Annotated in this window: 12 protein-coding genes; 5 read left to right on the forward strand and 7 right to left on the reverse strand. The window is 48.5% G+C overall.

Going from position 1 to position 15,904, the window contains the following annotated elements; all coding sequences use genetic code 11:
* Positions 1 to 281: 281 nt before the first annotated feature.
* A complete protein-coding gene (locus tag BUB18_RS05165; RefSeq protein WP_073078766.1) occupies positions 282 to 1,160 on the forward strand; it encodes a DMT family transporter in 879 nt (292 codons plus the stop codon).
* Between the two features lie 29 nt (positions 1,161 to 1,189).
* On the forward strand, positions 1,190 to 2,014 hold the full coding sequence (locus tag BUB18_RS05170; RefSeq protein WP_073078768.1) for a glycoside hydrolase family 16 protein: 825 nt from the start codon (positions 1,190 to 1,192) through the stop codon (positions 2,012 to 2,014).
* A gap of 210 nt (positions 2,015 to 2,224) precedes the next feature.
* Here BUB18_RS05170 and BUB18_RS05175 read toward each other — a convergent pair whose 3' ends face one another.
* Positions 2,225 to 3,703: an aminotransferase-like domain-containing protein gene (locus BUB18_RS05175; protein ID WP_073078770.1), complete on the reverse strand. Its 1,479-nt coding sequence runs from the start codon at positions 3,701 to 3,703 to the stop codon at positions 2,225 to 2,227.
* 121 nt (positions 3,704 to 3,824) lie between these two features.
* Between BUB18_RS05175 and BUB18_RS05180 the strand changes: the two genes are divergently transcribed.
* Positions 3,825 to 4,436, forward strand: coding sequence for a hypothetical protein (locus BUB18_RS05180; RefSeq protein ID WP_073078772.1), 612 nt, complete (start codon positions 3,825 to 3,827; stop codon positions 4,434 to 4,436).
* 31 nt (positions 4,437 to 4,467) lie between these two features.
* Positions 4,468 to 5,451, forward strand: a complete 984-nt coding sequence (gene bioB / locus BUB18_RS05185; protein WP_073078773.1) for a biotin synthase BioB — start codon at positions 4,468 to 4,470, stop codon at positions 5,449 to 5,451.
* Between the two features lie 146 nt (positions 5,452 to 5,597).
* On the opposite strand, the gene BUB18_RS05190 is transcribed toward bioB, so the two are convergent.
* The 6 genes from BUB18_RS05190 to BUB18_RS05215 all read right to left on the reverse strand — a co-directional run bounded on the left by BUB18_RS05190 (position 5,598) and on the right by BUB18_RS05215 (position 14,756).
* Entirely contained in the window at positions 5,598 to 7,160 is a 1,563-nt protein-coding gene (locus BUB18_RS05190; RefSeq protein WP_178372090.1) for a PKD-like family lipoprotein, read from the reverse strand.
* Between the two features lie 18 nt (positions 7,161 to 7,178).
* A complete protein-coding gene (locus tag BUB18_RS05195; RefSeq protein ID WP_073078777.1) occupies positions 7,179 to 8,018 on the reverse strand; it encodes a DUF4843 domain-containing protein in 840 nt (279 codons plus the stop codon).
* A gap of 19 nt (positions 8,019 to 8,037) precedes the next feature.
* Positions 8,038 to 9,462 (reverse strand): RagB/SusD family nutrient uptake outer membrane protein, encoded by a 1,425-nt coding sequence (locus tag BUB18_RS05200; protein ID WP_073078779.1) that lies wholly within the window; start codon positions 9,460 to 9,462, stop codon positions 8,038 to 8,040.
* Between the two features lie 12 nt (positions 9,463 to 9,474).
* Positions 9,475 to 12,783 (reverse strand): SusC/RagA family TonB-linked outer membrane protein, encoded by a 3,309-nt coding sequence (locus BUB18_RS05205; protein WP_073078781.1) that lies wholly within the window; start codon positions 12,781 to 12,783, stop codon positions 9,475 to 9,477.
* A gap of 161 nt (positions 12,784 to 12,944) precedes the next feature.
* The gene (locus BUB18_RS05210) at positions 12,945 to 14,084 is read right to left on the reverse strand and encodes a FecR family protein (protein ID WP_073078782.1); all 1,140 of its coding nucleotides are present in this window, start codon (positions 14,082 to 14,084) and stop codon (positions 12,945 to 12,947) included.
* A gap of 78 nt (positions 14,085 to 14,162) precedes the next feature.
* Positions 14,163 to 14,756 (reverse strand): RNA polymerase sigma factor, encoded by a 594-nt coding sequence (locus BUB18_RS05215; protein WP_073078784.1) that lies wholly within the window; start codon positions 14,754 to 14,756, stop codon positions 14,163 to 14,165.
* Positions 14,757 to 15,001: 245 nt separating this feature from the next.
* Here BUB18_RS05215 and BUB18_RS05220 point away from each other — a divergent pair, with 245 nt between their 5' ends.
* Positions 15,002 to 15,898, forward strand: a complete 897-nt coding sequence (locus tag BUB18_RS05220; RefSeq protein WP_143159839.1) for a hypothetical protein — start codon at positions 15,002 to 15,004, stop codon at positions 15,896 to 15,898.
* Positions 15,899 to 15,904: the final 6 nt, after the last annotated feature.

The raw sequence follows: 15,904 nt of genomic DNA on the forward strand, positions 1-15,904 counted from the left end.
AAGCAGCAAAGACTTGTGTTTTGTTGTTTGTTGTTTGTTGCAAACATAGGAGCAGCAAAGACTTGTGTTTTGTTGTTTGTTGTTTGTTGCAAACATAGGAGCAGCAAAGCAGGTAAGCAGCAAAGACTTGTGTTTTGTTGTTTTTGTTTTGACGTATTATCTGATAAATAGCCCAACTTCTTATTCAGCTCCACCTACTTTTACAGACTTTTTCCGACTTCATCATTTTTACTGATACTTATTGTCGTGCCTGAGCGGCACTGGCATCTACCTAAATTTTTATGAAAAAATCATTTCTGCTGCTGCACATTGCAGTCATCCTGGCAGGATTTACAGGCATATTCGGCAAACTCATTTCCATTAATGAAATTGGCCTGGTATGGTTCAGGGCCTTATTTTCCATGATTTTGCTCTACCTTATTCTGAAGGGCAGCCGCAAGTTTATGGTATATGAGCGGAAACAGCAATGGCAGCTGATGGCTTCCGGGCTGCTACCGGGGCTGCACTGGCTGCTGTTTTACGCCAGCATCAAATATTCCAATATCAGTATCGGCGTGATATGCTTTTGTACCTCGGGATTTTTTACCGCCCTACTGGGACCAGTGGTAGCAGGAAAGCGCTTTTCTGCAAGAGAGCTGCTGCTAAGTTTACTCACTGTGATTGGCGTAGGACTCATCTTCCACTTTGATACCAGCTACCGGCTGGGCATTACGCTGGGCCTTATTTCGTCCGTATTCGGCTCCCTGTATATGCTGACCAACGAAAAGCTGATCCGCCGCTACGATGCTGCTATGATCAACTATTACCAGATGGCCGGTATCACGCTGGGCATTGGACTGCTGATACCCGTGTACGTATATACGTTACCGATAGCCGTGAAGCTAATACCCACCGGCACCGACATCGGCTATCTCCTGATCCTGGCTTCGTTTTGCACCATTGCCATTTATGTGATGGTAGCCGAATCCCTGCGGCGCATTTCTGCTTTTACCGTGAGCCTGTCGTTTAACCTGGAGCCGGTATACAGCATATTGCTGGCCATCCTCTTTTTCCAGGAAGGGAAACAACTGAATATGGCATTTTACACAGGACTGCTACTGATCATTACTTCCGTGCTACTGCAAATGTTCATGTCCATTAAAACGAGTAAAATAAAATGAGTTATCTTTCAAGTCATATACAGTTGACAATGAAACGCATACTCCTGATGCTGCTCGCCGTAGCAGCCATTTCTTCGTGTAAGGTAACGAACCGCAGCGGCAATCGCCAGCATATTTACGTGCAAAAGCAAGGCCGTGAACACAAAACGTGGAAACTCGTTTGGCAGGACGAATTTAACCAGCCACAACTGGATACTTCCCGGTGGACACGCATCCCTCCTAACAACGCCGCCTGGGGCAAACATATGAGCAGCAACGAAGCCTGCTACCGGCTGGATAGTGGCCTGCTCTACCTCCGTGGGATCGTAAACCCGGATACTGTGGCTGATCCGCGGCCTTTCCTAACAGGCGGCATCTGGTCCAAAGGTAAATTTGCATTTCAGTATGGAAGGATAGAAATCCGTGCTAAGCTGGAAGGCGCCCAGGGAGCCTGGCCTGCCATGTGGATGCTGGCCGAACAGGATAAATACGGTAAGTACCCGAAAAACGGAGAGATCGATATCATGGAGCATCTTAACCACGATCAGCTTATCTACCAAACCACCCACTCCTGGTATACGCTGGAACTTAAGCAGGATAAAAATCCACCTCATGGCGGCACCGCCAAGCTGGACCCGCTTGCGTTCAACACCTTCGGTATCAGCTGGTATCCGGACAGGATTGAGTTTCAGCTCAATGGAAAAACTACGTTTACCTATCCCCGTGTGCAGGGCGTAGACCCTTCGCAGTGGCCGTATGATCAGCCTTTTTATATCCTGATTGATCAGCAGTTAGGAGGCGACTGGGTAGGCAAAGTACATCCGGAGCAGCTGCCGGTACAGATGATAGTAGATTGGGTGCGGGTGTATCAATAATATTTTTTTTTAATGAGGAAGGCGCTTGAAACTATTTCAGGCGCCTTCTTTTTTATTAAGGTATTATCGCTGCCTTCGGCAGCACGATGAGAGGAGGTGCCTTCTTTTTTATTGGAATGTTATCGCTGCCTTCGGCAGCGATGGGGAAGGTGCCGCGCCTTCGGCGCGGTTGTAAATGCTAATTTACACCGGGATTTAAAGCAAATAAACTCACTGCAAACAATGCCGCAAAATCTCTATACTTTCAGTTGCTTCCTTTAAGGTCATGTGTCCGAAACCCAGGCGCATACCTGATAGTTGCCTGTGTTGATACAACAGGGTTTTAGGAATAAAGAGATTATTTTTCGCACATTCTTTTGCCAGCTGAAAGAGATTGACGGGTTGTTTCCACTCCGTCCATACGGCGAGGCCACCGGAGGGCTGTTGGAAATGAAGGTGATCCCCCAGGTGCTGCTGTAGCAGGCTGGTGAAGTGGTTGCGGCGTTCGTGGTATACTTTTAGTGATTTCTTAAGGTAGCGGTGAATTTCTCCTTCCTCGATCATTTCACCCAGTACCTGTTCCATGAGGATATCCCCCTGCCGGTCGATGATGCCAAGGTGTTTGCGCATTTCCACCATCAGGTTTTCCGGTGCAACGATAAAGCCTGTACGAAAACCCGGGGCCAGCGATTTCCCGAAGGCGCCGATGTATACCACCATACCTTTTTTATCTGCGCTGGCCAGCGGCAGCACCGGGCTTTTATCATAATGAAAATCGTAGTCGTAATCGTCTTCCAGAATGATGAACCCGAATTCAGCGGAGAGGTTGAGCAATGCGAGTCGCCGTTGTGCGCTGAGCGTTACCGTGGTGGGATAATGATGATGCGGCGTAATGTAGAGCATCCGGATCGTTTGGCGAGTACAAATATCCCTGACGGCGTCCACGTCAATTCCTTCTTCGTCGATAGGCACTGGCATGATCCTCGCCCCCGATTTCTGGAAAATCATGTTCACAGAAAAATAGCTTAGTGCACCCACCAGCACAATATCTCCCTTAGATAATAATATTTCGGAAGTAATGTACACGCTCATTTCCGTACTGCGGGTGATAAGCAGGTTGTTGGGGGAGATGTGAAGGCCGCGGGTAACGTTGAGGTAATTGGATAAATTCCGTTTGAAGAATTCGCTCCCGTCGTGGTTATAGTAGCCGAGCTTGCGGTGATTGCTTTTGCGCTTCATGTTGGCGCTGTAGAGGCTCGACAGGTGGGCAACCTGTGTGAGCCGGATATCCGGCGTACCATCATTGAAAATATACTCACAGGCGGCATGTTCGAAAGGGCTATCCAGTAAACTGGATTTTTTAAAGGAGAAGCCGGTGCTGGTGGGGTATTGCACCAACGGTACTTCTTCCGTCGCACGTATTTTACGGGGCTTCGCTTCCGGGTTGCCGATGACATAGGTGCCTTTGTTGGGGCGGGACTCCACCCAGCCCTGGGCGTCCAGCTCCTCGTAGGCTGCCACGATGGTATTGCGGTGTAACCGGAGCAGTTCACTCAGCTCGCGGGTGCCGGGAAGCCGGGTGCCGGGCACCACGTATCCTCGCTGGATGGCGTTTACCAGCTGGTTGGCGATCTGAATATACACTGCTGTGGCTGACTCACGGTCGATCTGAACAAAACTCTCGTATGGCACGCTCACCGGACTACCCATATTTGCAATTTTTTAATAGTCCGGCAAAATAAAGCTTTTATCCGGACTAGCTGAAATATAAAATCCGGTCTAGTTTGACCATCCGGCAAGCCATTACATTTGAACCGAAAATCAGCAACTTATGCATCAATTACTTCAACATATAGTAGGGCAGCCTCACCTGCACGCCCGGTGGCTCAATACCTTGTCGTTCATGGAAAATGCCGGCGCCAGGAAAATATCCGGCTGTGAGCATCCTACCAGCGTAGATCTGATTCAGCTGAAGCATGCTGCAGAGGAACACCGCCATGCCTATTACCTGAAAAAGCAGATCCTGAAACTGGATGCGCAGCTGTGTAAAACCTACCTGCCACACGAGTTACTCGCTGCCACGCATACACGCCATTATCTCCATTCGCTGGACCTGCTTACCTCCCGTTACCTGAAGCAACAATTCAGCCTTAGCGGGCAGGCGCTCAAAAATGCCGCTTATCTCTTTGTAACATATGCTATAGAAGTACGGGCAGATGAGCTGTACCCGGTATATCAACAGGCACTGGATCAGGCCAACAGCAAGGTGATGGTAAGGTCCATCATCGTGGAGGAAGAAGGCCACCTGGAAGAAATGATCAGCCAGCTGAAAACATTTTCACGCGACTGGGAACACCACGCCCGCCATATACAGGAGCTGGAAAACGGCCTGTTTGTAAAATGGCTGGTAGCCATTGAAGAAGAATTGAATATCTACGCCTAAGCATATACGAAATTAAAATCTATAAGGAAGCATGACAGCTGAAATCAGACACGACTGGACCAAAGAAGAGATCCAGGCCATTTACGACCTCCCGCTGATGGAACTGGTATACCAGGCCGCCGGCGTACACCGCCGGTACCATGCCGCTGATGAAGTGCAGGTTTGTACTTTATTATCCATTAAAACCGGTGGATGCCCGGAAGACTGCTCTTATTGCGGACAGGCAGCGCGCTACCATACCAACATTAAGGTACAGGCCCTCCTGCCGGTAGAAACGGTGATAGCCCACGCACAAAAAGCAAAAGACACCGGCTCCACCCGCTTCTGCATGGCCGCCGCCTGGAGAGAGGTACGGGATAACCGCGACTTCGACAAAGTAATTGACATGGTGAAAGGGGTGAATGAACTGGGCATGGAAGTATGCTGTACTCTCGGTATGCTCACGGAGGAACAAGCCATCCGCCTGCAGGAAGCAGGCCTGCACGCCTACAACCACAACCTGGATACCTCCGAAGAATATTATAAAGAAATCATCTCTACCCGCAAATTCGATAACAGAATCAATACCATTAATAACGTCCGCAAAGCCGGTATTACCGTATGCTCCGGCGGCATCATCGGTTTGGGTGAAACCCATCACGACCGCATGGCCATGCTGCTCACACTGGCTACCATGCCTAAGCATCCGGAATCTGTACCGGTAAATGCACTCGCAAGGGTAAAAGGAACACCGTTGGAAAATAACCCTAAGGTGGACATATGGGATATGGTCCGGATGATTGCAACAGCAAGAATTATTATGCCAGCCTCCGTAGTGAGACTTAGCGCAGGCCGCATCGAAATGACCGAAGCAGAACAAGCCTGGTGCTTTATGGCAGGTGCCAACTCCATTTTCACCGGAGAACGTCAGACCTTACTGGTGACGCCAAATCCGGGTGTGGATGAAGATATGCAAATGTTGCAAACGCTGGGACTCAAACCTATGGAAGCCCGAAAAGAAGCACACTCCTGTTAAGGAGTTAAACCCTAAAAAGAAAATCACCACTCGTCTGAGTGGTGATCTTTTTTGCAATTGTTCGAAAGCGATTGCCCGTGATGCCTTCGGCCTCACGGAGGAGGGGCCGCGCTGCGCGCAGCATCCGCATTTAATAAAGGAGTACTCTACAGATTGATATACTCAATATCCACTACCCTGCCGAAGCCACTAAATGTATAATAACTTGGATGGCTGGCAAGTTCCATATTCACAATATCTACCTTTCCTCCCATGGGGCCTTGCGCGGGATTGAACACCCCTACCATCAGGCCTACTACCGGTGGCTCGATCTGCGCCCGGTTATAATTTTGTGGCCTTAACAGATACGCTGCCCAGGAAGGCAATACGCAGTCCATTCCCGACTTCAGCATCGTTATCTCGGCGCCTGCGCCGAAGTCGCGCAGCAGCCATTGCTTCTTAGCATCCATATCATAGGCATACAGCTTTTCCTTTACACTGTAGATCAGGAATCCGTAGCGGATATCCACTTCAAAATGATCAGCTGCTGCCAGCTCCGGAAGATTTACTTCTTCCAGTTTTTCAGCTGAAGTAGTACCACTGGTAGTAAGTGTAATGCGGGCAATAAACCTCTTATTGGCTGCGTCTTTCAGCACTGCCACTGCCTGGCCGCCGAAGGCTGCCGTGTGCGCCATATACACCAGATCCATATTTACATTATTGGGATCAAAACCACCCACTTTGGGCAGCAGCGCCGTCATATAACTGGTAGCAGCACCGTAATGTTTCATAAAGCGCTTATTGTCCACATCATACACAATAGACAGCAGTTCCTGCATGTTTAACGGTACGGCCATATACGGAGAAATCTTAAATGTTTCCCCGGTATTGAGCCGGTTAATAGGAATACCAAAAACCTCCTTGTTTACAGAGTAGGATTTATACAACTGCCCTTCATAGTAAGCATAAGCCACACCAGCACCCTGACTGTGTACCCACAATGGATTGGAAGGGTATAAATTTGCCGTTTCGAAACGGAAAGAGTAACTCGGGTTCTTCCAGATTAACCCATTGGTGATATTGATCTTCTCACCAGAAAATTCGGAACCCAGGTACAACCAGTATTTATAGCCTGTTTCAGCTACATTGACGCTTAAATTTGTCACGTTCAAATACCTTGGCTTTCCTTCAAGGGTCAAAGGTTTGCCACTCACCGGATCTTTGATTTTACTCAGCAGGTCCGTATGCCTGATCGGATATACGCCCAATTGTGCCATATCTTCTTCCCAAAATTGTACATTGGTTTTACCATCCACATCGGACATAAAGAACCAGCCTTTTTTGCCCAGGGCCCCTACTACGCTCATCACAAATTTTTTGGACCAGGTAATGCCGGTCGACTTCTCCTTTACCGTATAGTATACATTGTAGTAGCCTGCCTGTAAAGGTACTTCCACCGTGAGGTTACGGCTGGTATCGAGCAGCCTGAATTTATTGTCGGTGGCATTGTCAATGGCCATCCATTCGTAGGTAAAGTGCCCGGCCACGGTATCCTGCGTAAAGGTCAGGTCCGGCCTGATTGGAACAATCGTCCCCAGCTTCACTACTACTGTATCAGGAATCCCCCTGATCTCCAGTGCATTTACTTCTTTGTACTCATAATTTCCCAAATCCTTTCTACAGGCAGCAAACAGCACTACCAGCGCAAGTAAGCCTATATATCGCATCATATTCGTCATGATTGTGTGTTATTTAATTAAAGTACCAAACGTAATAGGATCGCCATTTTCATCGGTATAGGTGCGGCCGTTTTGTTTTTCCACACCCAGCCACCAGTAAAGGTATTTGCACCAGGTGGCAATCTTATCCAACAGCTTGCCCTTGTCGGCCGTAGTGGTAGGTAACACTGTAAACTCTTTAGGGTCCATGCCAATCACCTGTGTCAGTAACAGCACCTTGGTACGCGAATACTTGCCGAGATAGTAAGGCACATAAGTCTTAAACCAGGGGTCCGACCACACGCCGGGCTCCCCGGTGATATCGTCCATATCAATAATATACTCTATGATATTGAGGGAGTCGCGGCCATTGTAACTCCGCTTCCACGGGAAATTGATACCAAAGTTTTCATTTGCTTTCAGGTGAAGCGCCAGCATAAGGGTATCTTTCTGAAAGTCCGGAGAGCGGTGAAATTTAATCAGTATAGAATCCCTGGTATTTTCCGCAGCAATCTTAAACGGCTTGTTCAGGAACTCAAAATGCACTCCTTCCTTCATGGTGGATGAATCTGCCACTTCTACGGTGTAGGTTCTGTCAGCTGAAGCTCTGCCACCCGTTGGCCGCACGTAAATCGCTATCACCGTATCTTTCACGCCTAATGGCGTATAGCCGAGACTGATATACCGGCGACGGTAATTATCCATAATATCCGCGGAATTACTACCCGCAGCGTAATTGAATTTCTCCAGGAAATAAATATCATTTTTAGCAGTCTGATCATCATACAGATCAAGGCCCTGCTTTTCACAGGATACACCTGCTACCACTAATATTAGCGCAGCAATACTGCGGAAAATTTTATGTTGCATTTACTAATATTTTAAAAGGTTATCTGACAGAGAGTTCTGATTCCGGAATCGGCGGCACATACAGGGCAGGTGTCATTTTCAAGCCGCTGTTGAAGTTGGCCGATGTAATGGTGGTCAGTTGCTTACGTTTGAAGTAATACCAGATCTGTCCTTCTCCATAAAACTCCTTTTGGTACTCTTTGGTAATTTCTGTTTCTACATCCGCGGTGGGCAGGAGGTCGACCGGTGTTTTCTGCCTGTTAGCCCTTACTTTGTTGAGGTAACCCAGTGCAGTAGCTTTATCCGGCTCACACTCTGCAGCGATGTAATACATTTCACTCATGCGGATCAGCGGTACCAGATAGCGGTATTTGTAATAATCCTTACGAGCCGCATCTATGTATTTATAAAAGGTACGATAACTCACACCGGCGCTGTTCAGCTTCCAGTGCTGGGTATAGCGGTAATCCGCCTGGTTGCCTTCGTATACGGTTTCCAACAGTGTGGAAGTGCCCGCAGCAAGTATGCTATCCGGTGAGGCCTGGGGCGAAAACAGGTTGTTATAGGTTTGGTACATCCTCCCCGCATATACGCCAAATAAGACTTCTGAGCCAAAAATGCGGTCATTAAACCCTTCCGACTCCACTACGCTGCTATAGGTAGCCCATGGAAAAACCGGCTGGCCTATTGCTATTACTTCCTTCGCCTTCGCCAATGCAGCCGGCTTGTTGTTCCGATACAGCAATACGCGGGCCTGCAAAGCCTTTACTGCAATGAGGTTAAAGCGATAGTTATCCTTGCTGCCTTCATCCCGGGAGCCTTTGGTAAGTACCGGGTCATTGGCCAGCAGCGTTTCTGCCATCTTCAAATCATCCAGCACACTATCCAACACCTGACGGGCAGGAATAAACGGCACCACTTCCGAAGATAAGCTGCGGTAGTATGGTATTGCCTCTTTAAGGGAATCAGTAGTATAAGCATGTCCCCAAAAGCGTAGCACATCAAAATGCAGGAAGGCGCGTAATGCGTATGCCTGGCCCTTATACAGGTCACTTTTTTCAGGCGTTAAAATGGTGTTGTACTTATTGAGATTACTCAGCAACTCGTTGGCACCGGCAATACCGAGGTATAATTTCTGCCACATATTATCCAGTGTAACTTTAAAGCCTGATTCTGTGTAGTCGAACCTGCTCACCGGATAAGCCTTCATGGTGGTATTAGCAATAACGTAGCGCTGAGCCATGATGTCCAACATGGTCATGGTCAGATTTTTACCATAGAGTTCATCGGCAGCCATCTTCATATAAATACCGTTCAGGGCATCGGAGAAACCCTGTTCGTTGGAAAAGATCATTTCCTCCGTGAATTTATCTTCAGGTTTTACGTTCAGCCACTTTTTGCAGGAGCTCAATGCCAATACCAGCAGGCAAAGGAGCGCTATTTTATATTTTCGTATATGCTTCATGCTGAAATGTATTTATTGGAAGTTGGTGCTTAAACTAAATGAAAATGATCTGGCGAAAGGATAATCGATTCCACGTTCGCGCCGGATGGTCGACAAACGGAAAACATCGTTCATGTATCCACTGAGTTTGAGATTAGTAAGTCGCAGTTTTGTTAACCATGGCTTATTACGGAAATCGTAACCAATGTTGAGCGATTCCAGCGTGACCGTATTTTCTGTCTGCACAAACCGGCTGCTCATCGGCGTAGAGGAGGTAATGGAAATAGATTTAAACTGCGAATAATCGCCCGGTTTTTTCCAGCGATCGTAGAATGCCCGTCTATCCTGGTTGTTTTCAATAATACTGCGGAAGCTGATATTTTCCACGTTATTATAAAGTGCGGTATTGAAGATATCCTGATCCACGATATACCGGAAATTCAGGTTTACCGTAAAGCCTTTCAACAACAGATTACTACTGAATACCCCTTGCACCTTAGGCCTGGAATTACCTACTACTACCTGGTCTTTATAATCAAAATCCATCGTATGGGTACCATCTTTTTTTATGAAGATTTCACGGCCGGTGTTGGGATCGATGCCAGCGCTAGGCACGGCCCATATGTCATCCGGAGAAAAACCATCCATGTAGCGTGTTACTGAGTTGAGCTCACGCAGCTTTTCATTAATGCCATGCAATGCGCCACCCAGGCCCTGGTATGTTTGTTTATAGAAAGACCCCATAGCTCCCAGGGTCCAAACAATATTTTTTTCGGGCTTGAATACCGGTGAAAAACGCACGGTGAACTCCGTTCCTTTAACGTCGAGAAAGCCGGCGTTATACGGGTAGTTGGACAGGCCGCTGGACGATGGCAGGGATACGGCAATCACCAGTGGGTCTGTTAGTTTCTTGTACCAGTTTACCTGCAGGGTCAAACGGTTATCCATCAACGTTGCATCCATACCCACACTTGTTTGCAGGGTATTTTGCCATTCCAGATCCGGATTTCCTTTTGTAGAGATGAATACTCCCTGACCAAACACTGTATAGGAAGGCAGATAGTTATACGTACTCACAGAGGTATAGGAGTTGAAATTCTGATTACCCGTTAACCCGATATTACCTCTCAGGCGCAGCTGATTAATCCAGGTATATTGTTTGAAAAATGCTTCCTGATCCAGGTTCCAGGAGCCTCCTACGCTGTAATATGGGGAGTAGGGATTATTGGAACCGAAGGAGGTAGAACCATCGTAGCGGAAGGTGATATCCGCGTTGTACTTGCGGTTGTAGGAATAGTTCACAGAAGCCAGCAGTGCGTTGCGGCGTGACACGCGTTTAAGCGACACCGGTGTCCCATCTTCCTTATACCCGAAAGCAAACTGCATGTTACCGTTGCTGGCGGTAGGGAAACCTTCCATGGCAAAGTCGGATGCCTGGTTGTTTTGCTCCTCTATTTCCGCGCGGGCATTAGCCGTAAGCGAACTTTTATCCCATACCTTAAACCAGGTAAGCATGGTATTGGCGGTATAGGAGAAGCCATCTTCGCGGGAGTAATCGAGGGTACCTTTCTTTTCAAAAATTAACTTGTTGAAGGCGGTGTTGAGTGGAGATACGAAACGTTCTGCCACTTTATTATTTTTCCTCAGTTGCAGGTTGGTAGTCCAACGCAGTGAGTTGCTGAAGTCATAGGTAGCCTGAAGGTTATTGGTCACCACAAAAGTTTTGGTGCGATCAAAACTATTCAGGCTGGCATTATAAAAAGGGTTTGCTACCCGGATAGAGTCGAATTCGCCCCTGGATGGTATTACATCGAGGAAGGGTATATTTGCCGGCAGTTTACGGAAATACGGGTTTACGTTTACCCACGTAGAGAAGGAACCGTAAGGAGATTCTGTTCCTTTTACTCCATTGATGTACAGGTTGTTGCTGAGATTGAATTTACCCGGGCGGTATACCAGGTTCAGTCTTGCACCGTAGTCATCTTTTCCGCTGCCGATCATGGTACCTTTTATACGGCGGTAGTTGGCGCTGGCGTCAAACATCAGGGTATTGGAACCTGCAGATGCGTAAATGGAATGGCGGTCGGAAACACCTGTTTGTAACGGTTGACTGAGCCAGTAGGTGTTCACGCCTCTTTCCACTTCCTGCAGTCGGCTGGAGTAGAGGCCATTGTAATACGCATAGAGGTCTTCTTTGGTATCAAAGCGACTGTCGGGCTGATACACGCCTGATTGCCTTTCAAACTCTAACTTTTCCCTGGCGTCCATACGGTTATAGCTGCTCAGGTCCGGCATTTCCACCGTGAGGTCGTTGGTATACGAAAAGCGCGGCTGTCCGGGTTTAGGCATTACCGTTTCAATCACCACTACCCCGTTGGAGGCGCGGCTACCGTACATGGCGGTGGAGGCGGCATCTTTGAGGATGGTCATGGAGGCGATGCGGTTGATATCCAGGTCCATTACCGTGCGAAGGTCTGTTTCAAAACCATTGAGGATAAAGAGTGGCTGATTGGGATCAGTAGAGAAGCGGTCGCGCAGCGCGTCTGTACTGATACTGGTTTGGCCACGCAGTTCAATGGTAGGCAACACATTAGGGTTGCTACCTGCCAGGTTATTTTCCATGAGGAGAAAAGAAGGATCGAGGGAGCGGAGGCTTTGTACCACGTTGGTATTGCTGACGGTGCGCAGCATTTCGCCGGTGTAGGTGGCGGTGGCACCGGAGAAAGTTTTGGCGTTACGTGTAACCATCCCTGTTACCACCACATCTTTGAGGGATTCGCTGCCGCTGAGCAGTCGTATTTGAAGCGTACGGGCGTCCGTCACGCGTTTTTCCGTGGTCTGAAAGCCCAGGGAGGTAAACACTAGTACATTACCAGGCGGCACTGCTATGCGGAACTGCCCCTGTTCGTTGGTGGCTGTTCCGGTGTTACTGCCTTTCACCCGCACGCTTACGCCTGGGATGGGTTGGCCGACTTCATTGAGCACCTGCCCGCTGATATGCAGCGCCGTATCGATCGGTGTGGTAATGAAAGCCGATACCATGGCAGGTTTTGGTTTTATGATCACCGATTCGTTTTCTACCTGGAATAGCAGGTCCGTTTCGCGGAGCGTCAGCTGTAGCAGCTGGCGTACGTCCATAGCTTTTACATCCAGGGTAACATGCTTCGTTTTTTCGAGCCTGGCGGCGTCGATCACGAGGATGTTGAGTCCGGTTTGCTGGCGGATGGCCCTGAACACGGCCTTCACCGGCACGTCTTTCATTTTCAGCGTTACAAGTTGCCCGCTTGTGCGGGCGGATACCTGCAGCAAAGCGGCCAATAGCAGAACAGATGTTAACTTCATTGCTCTTAGCAGTTGGGATAAATACATATATTTGCTTCGTTGTTTGGTTGATTAAAAAGGTTTAGCGGCCTTGTTTAAAGTCAAATAACATCCGGCTCCTGTTACCGCAGGAGCTTTTTGTTTTTAGTTAGTTGGTTACTGTCTGTTTTAGGTTTAGATAATTAGTTTGACGTCACGATTAGTTTTTTTCCTTCGATAATAAATTTCACGTCCGCATCAGCATTGGTTAATAAGTCCAGCACTTTCGACAGCGGCGTGTTTCTGGAGATCATCACCATATAGGTTTTATCACCCGGTGTGGTGTTGTATACCACTTCTACATCGTACCAGCGGGAAAATTGCCGCAGTATTTCCGGCAGGGTGGTATCATCGAAATAGAAGTTGCCTTCTTTCCAGGCGATGGCCTGTGCCACGTTACCATCATTTAGCGTGATGCTGGTGTTGCCTTTGATAACTTCCTGTTGTCCGGGGCGCAATACCTTTTTAGCGGAAAGGGATTGCACCTGTACGGCGCCACTTACGAGTGTGGTGGTGATCTGTGCTTCGTCGGCGTAGCTGTTGATATTAAAGGCGGTGCCGAGTGCCTGTACTTCTACCGTTGACGTATGCACGATAAACGGCTGGGTGGCTTGTTGCGCTACGTCAAAGTAGGCTTCGCCCTGGAGTTCCACGCGGCGTTCCGGCCCGTCGAACCGGGTAGGATAACGCAGGTGGGAGTCGGCGTTGAGCCATGCGATGGTACCATCCGGCAGCATGACTTTATATTGCCTGCCTCTGGGTACGGTGAGTGTGTTGTAACTGGTAGTGGTGGCCTGTTCATAATTGAGCTGACCTTCTCCTACCTGTACCTGCAGGCCGTTTCCCAACAGGAGTACTCCCTGCCGGGTACTGTCCAGCTGTACACTGGAGCCATCGGCGAGCGTAAGTACCGCGCCGGTGCTGCCAGGACTGACCTCTGCAATGGAAGTCGCGGGCGCAGGTGTACGGTGTGTCAGCAGGTAAACACCGGCCGACAATAGCAGTGCCACGGCCGCAGCGGCGGCATAGCGGTACACCAGCCTAAATGGCTGTTTATGGTTGGTTCTTGATGGATGCAGTATATTGGTTAAAATGGCATCGGCCCGATCCGGTGCAATGATGTGCGTTGTTTCCTGCAACTGCTCCCCCATTTCAGTAATCCATTCACTGATCAACTGATCATCCGTATCCCGGAGCAATGCCGCCAGTTCCTTTCTTTCCTGTTCGGTGGCTGTTTTTGAATAATACTTTTCAAAAAGTGCCCTGGTATTGGTTGTAGACATAAATTAATTCGCATCAGAGCCGTCTGTTATAATAGACAACATCCACATTAAAAAAGGGGGAATGGCAATGGGAAAATTTTAAAAAAAGTTTTTGTCCTGTAGTTCCAGGAGTAATATCAGTACAGTAATTCTTCCTTTAACATGGCTGGTAATGGCTTTGGTAGCCAGTTGCAGGTGTGTTTTTACAGATTCCTTTCCAATATTGAGTTTTTCGGCAATTTCGGCATAGGTGAGTCGCTGGTGGCGGTGCAGCAGGAATACTTCCTTTTGCCTGGCCGGCAGCTGGTCTATCGCTTCATCGATGAGTGTCAGTTGAAAAGCGCGGTGCTGTTCCGGTTCTTCCGCTTCAAATGGCGGAAGGTTTTCGGTGGTGGCTTCATGACTGAGGCGGCGCATCATTGACTTGAGTGCGTTGAGGGCCTCATTACGGGATAAGGTGAGCAGGTATGCTTTTATATAGGTAACGGAAGATAGTGTTTCCCGCGTCATCCATATCTTCATAAATACATCCTGTACTACTTCTTCTGCCAGGTGGGCTGATTCAGTGATCCGGTAGATATGCGTTGCCAGATAGGGCTGCCAGTGGTGAAAGAAGGCGCTGAAGGCCGATTCATCCCCTGCTGCTATTTGTTGCAGCACGCTTGCTTCATCGTATGTAGTGGTTACACTCACGGGGTCAAAAATAGAAAAAATGTTTGTTTTAGGCCGACCTTAAATCCGGCGCCTTCGGCACCGGATTTAAGGTCGGGGAGGGCACGCCGGTGACGTGCCCTCCCCGACGTTTTGAATTGGTGGGATTCCGGACCGCCCAGCTACCACAGTTATGGCTTAACTCCCACGGCAATTATCCCTGATTCCGGGTATATTCCGGAATAAGCAGAAATTGTACTTTTGTTTTGCCGATAAGGCTGATTATTATGAAAAAACTATCATTTCTATGCCTGTTGCTGGTAGCTATCAGCAAATGTACTTTCGCACAAAGTGAAGAAGATTACCCGGATATGCGCAGCTGGGCCATGTATGGCGACTCCATTGAACGCTACGTATACGCAGACACTGCTTACATCAGAGTATCCCCTGATACCCGGCAAGCCCCTGTTGATACGCTGTTTGCAGGTGACAACCTGGTTGTACTGCGCACCACCAAAAGCGCGATCACCGTCCGTGGCCTCAGAGGACCCTGGCTGCAGGTTACGTACAAGAAAAACGGAGAACAGAAAAATGGCTACATCTGGCAAGGACTGGTGAGCCTTTCCCCGCTGCGCCGTGGCGATACGAAGTTTATTGCTGCCGTGGAACGCCGCGCCGACAGCACCTACCTCAATGAAGAAAAACGCCGCGACACCATACGCCGCCTGCTGGTAAAAGTAAAAGCAGTGCAAAACGGTGTAATCAAATCCACCGCCACCTTTATTACGCCTGACGATGAAAGCGCCAACTTCGGCTATGGTAAAATCATGTCGGGCATGGGCCTCACCAATGTTCAAAACATTGTAACCATGAGCTTCAGTGGCGAAGCCTGCGGCATACCTACCTATACCTATTACCTGGCCTGGACCACGGACCAAAAGTTGGTGAAACTGCCCGGTAAGATGACGGTAGGTGACGCCGGTGTATTTTACCATGACGAAAATTTCATCTTCCCAAATGAAAAAAATGGGAGACCCGATTTAATTACCTGGGAAATGAGCACGGAAGAAGCAACGGACAAAGTGGATAAAAACGGGGAATATGTGATGGAAATCACGGAAAAAGGTAGTAAGACCTACATCTGGGACCCGGGGAACTATACGGTTACCGAAATGAGGAAATAAGTCTCT

Source organism: Chitinophaga jiangningensis, assembly GCF_900142605.1.
GTDB classification, from domain to species: Bacteria; Bacteroidota; Bacteroidia; order Chitinophagales; family Chitinophagaceae; genus Chitinophaga; species Chitinophaga jiangningensis.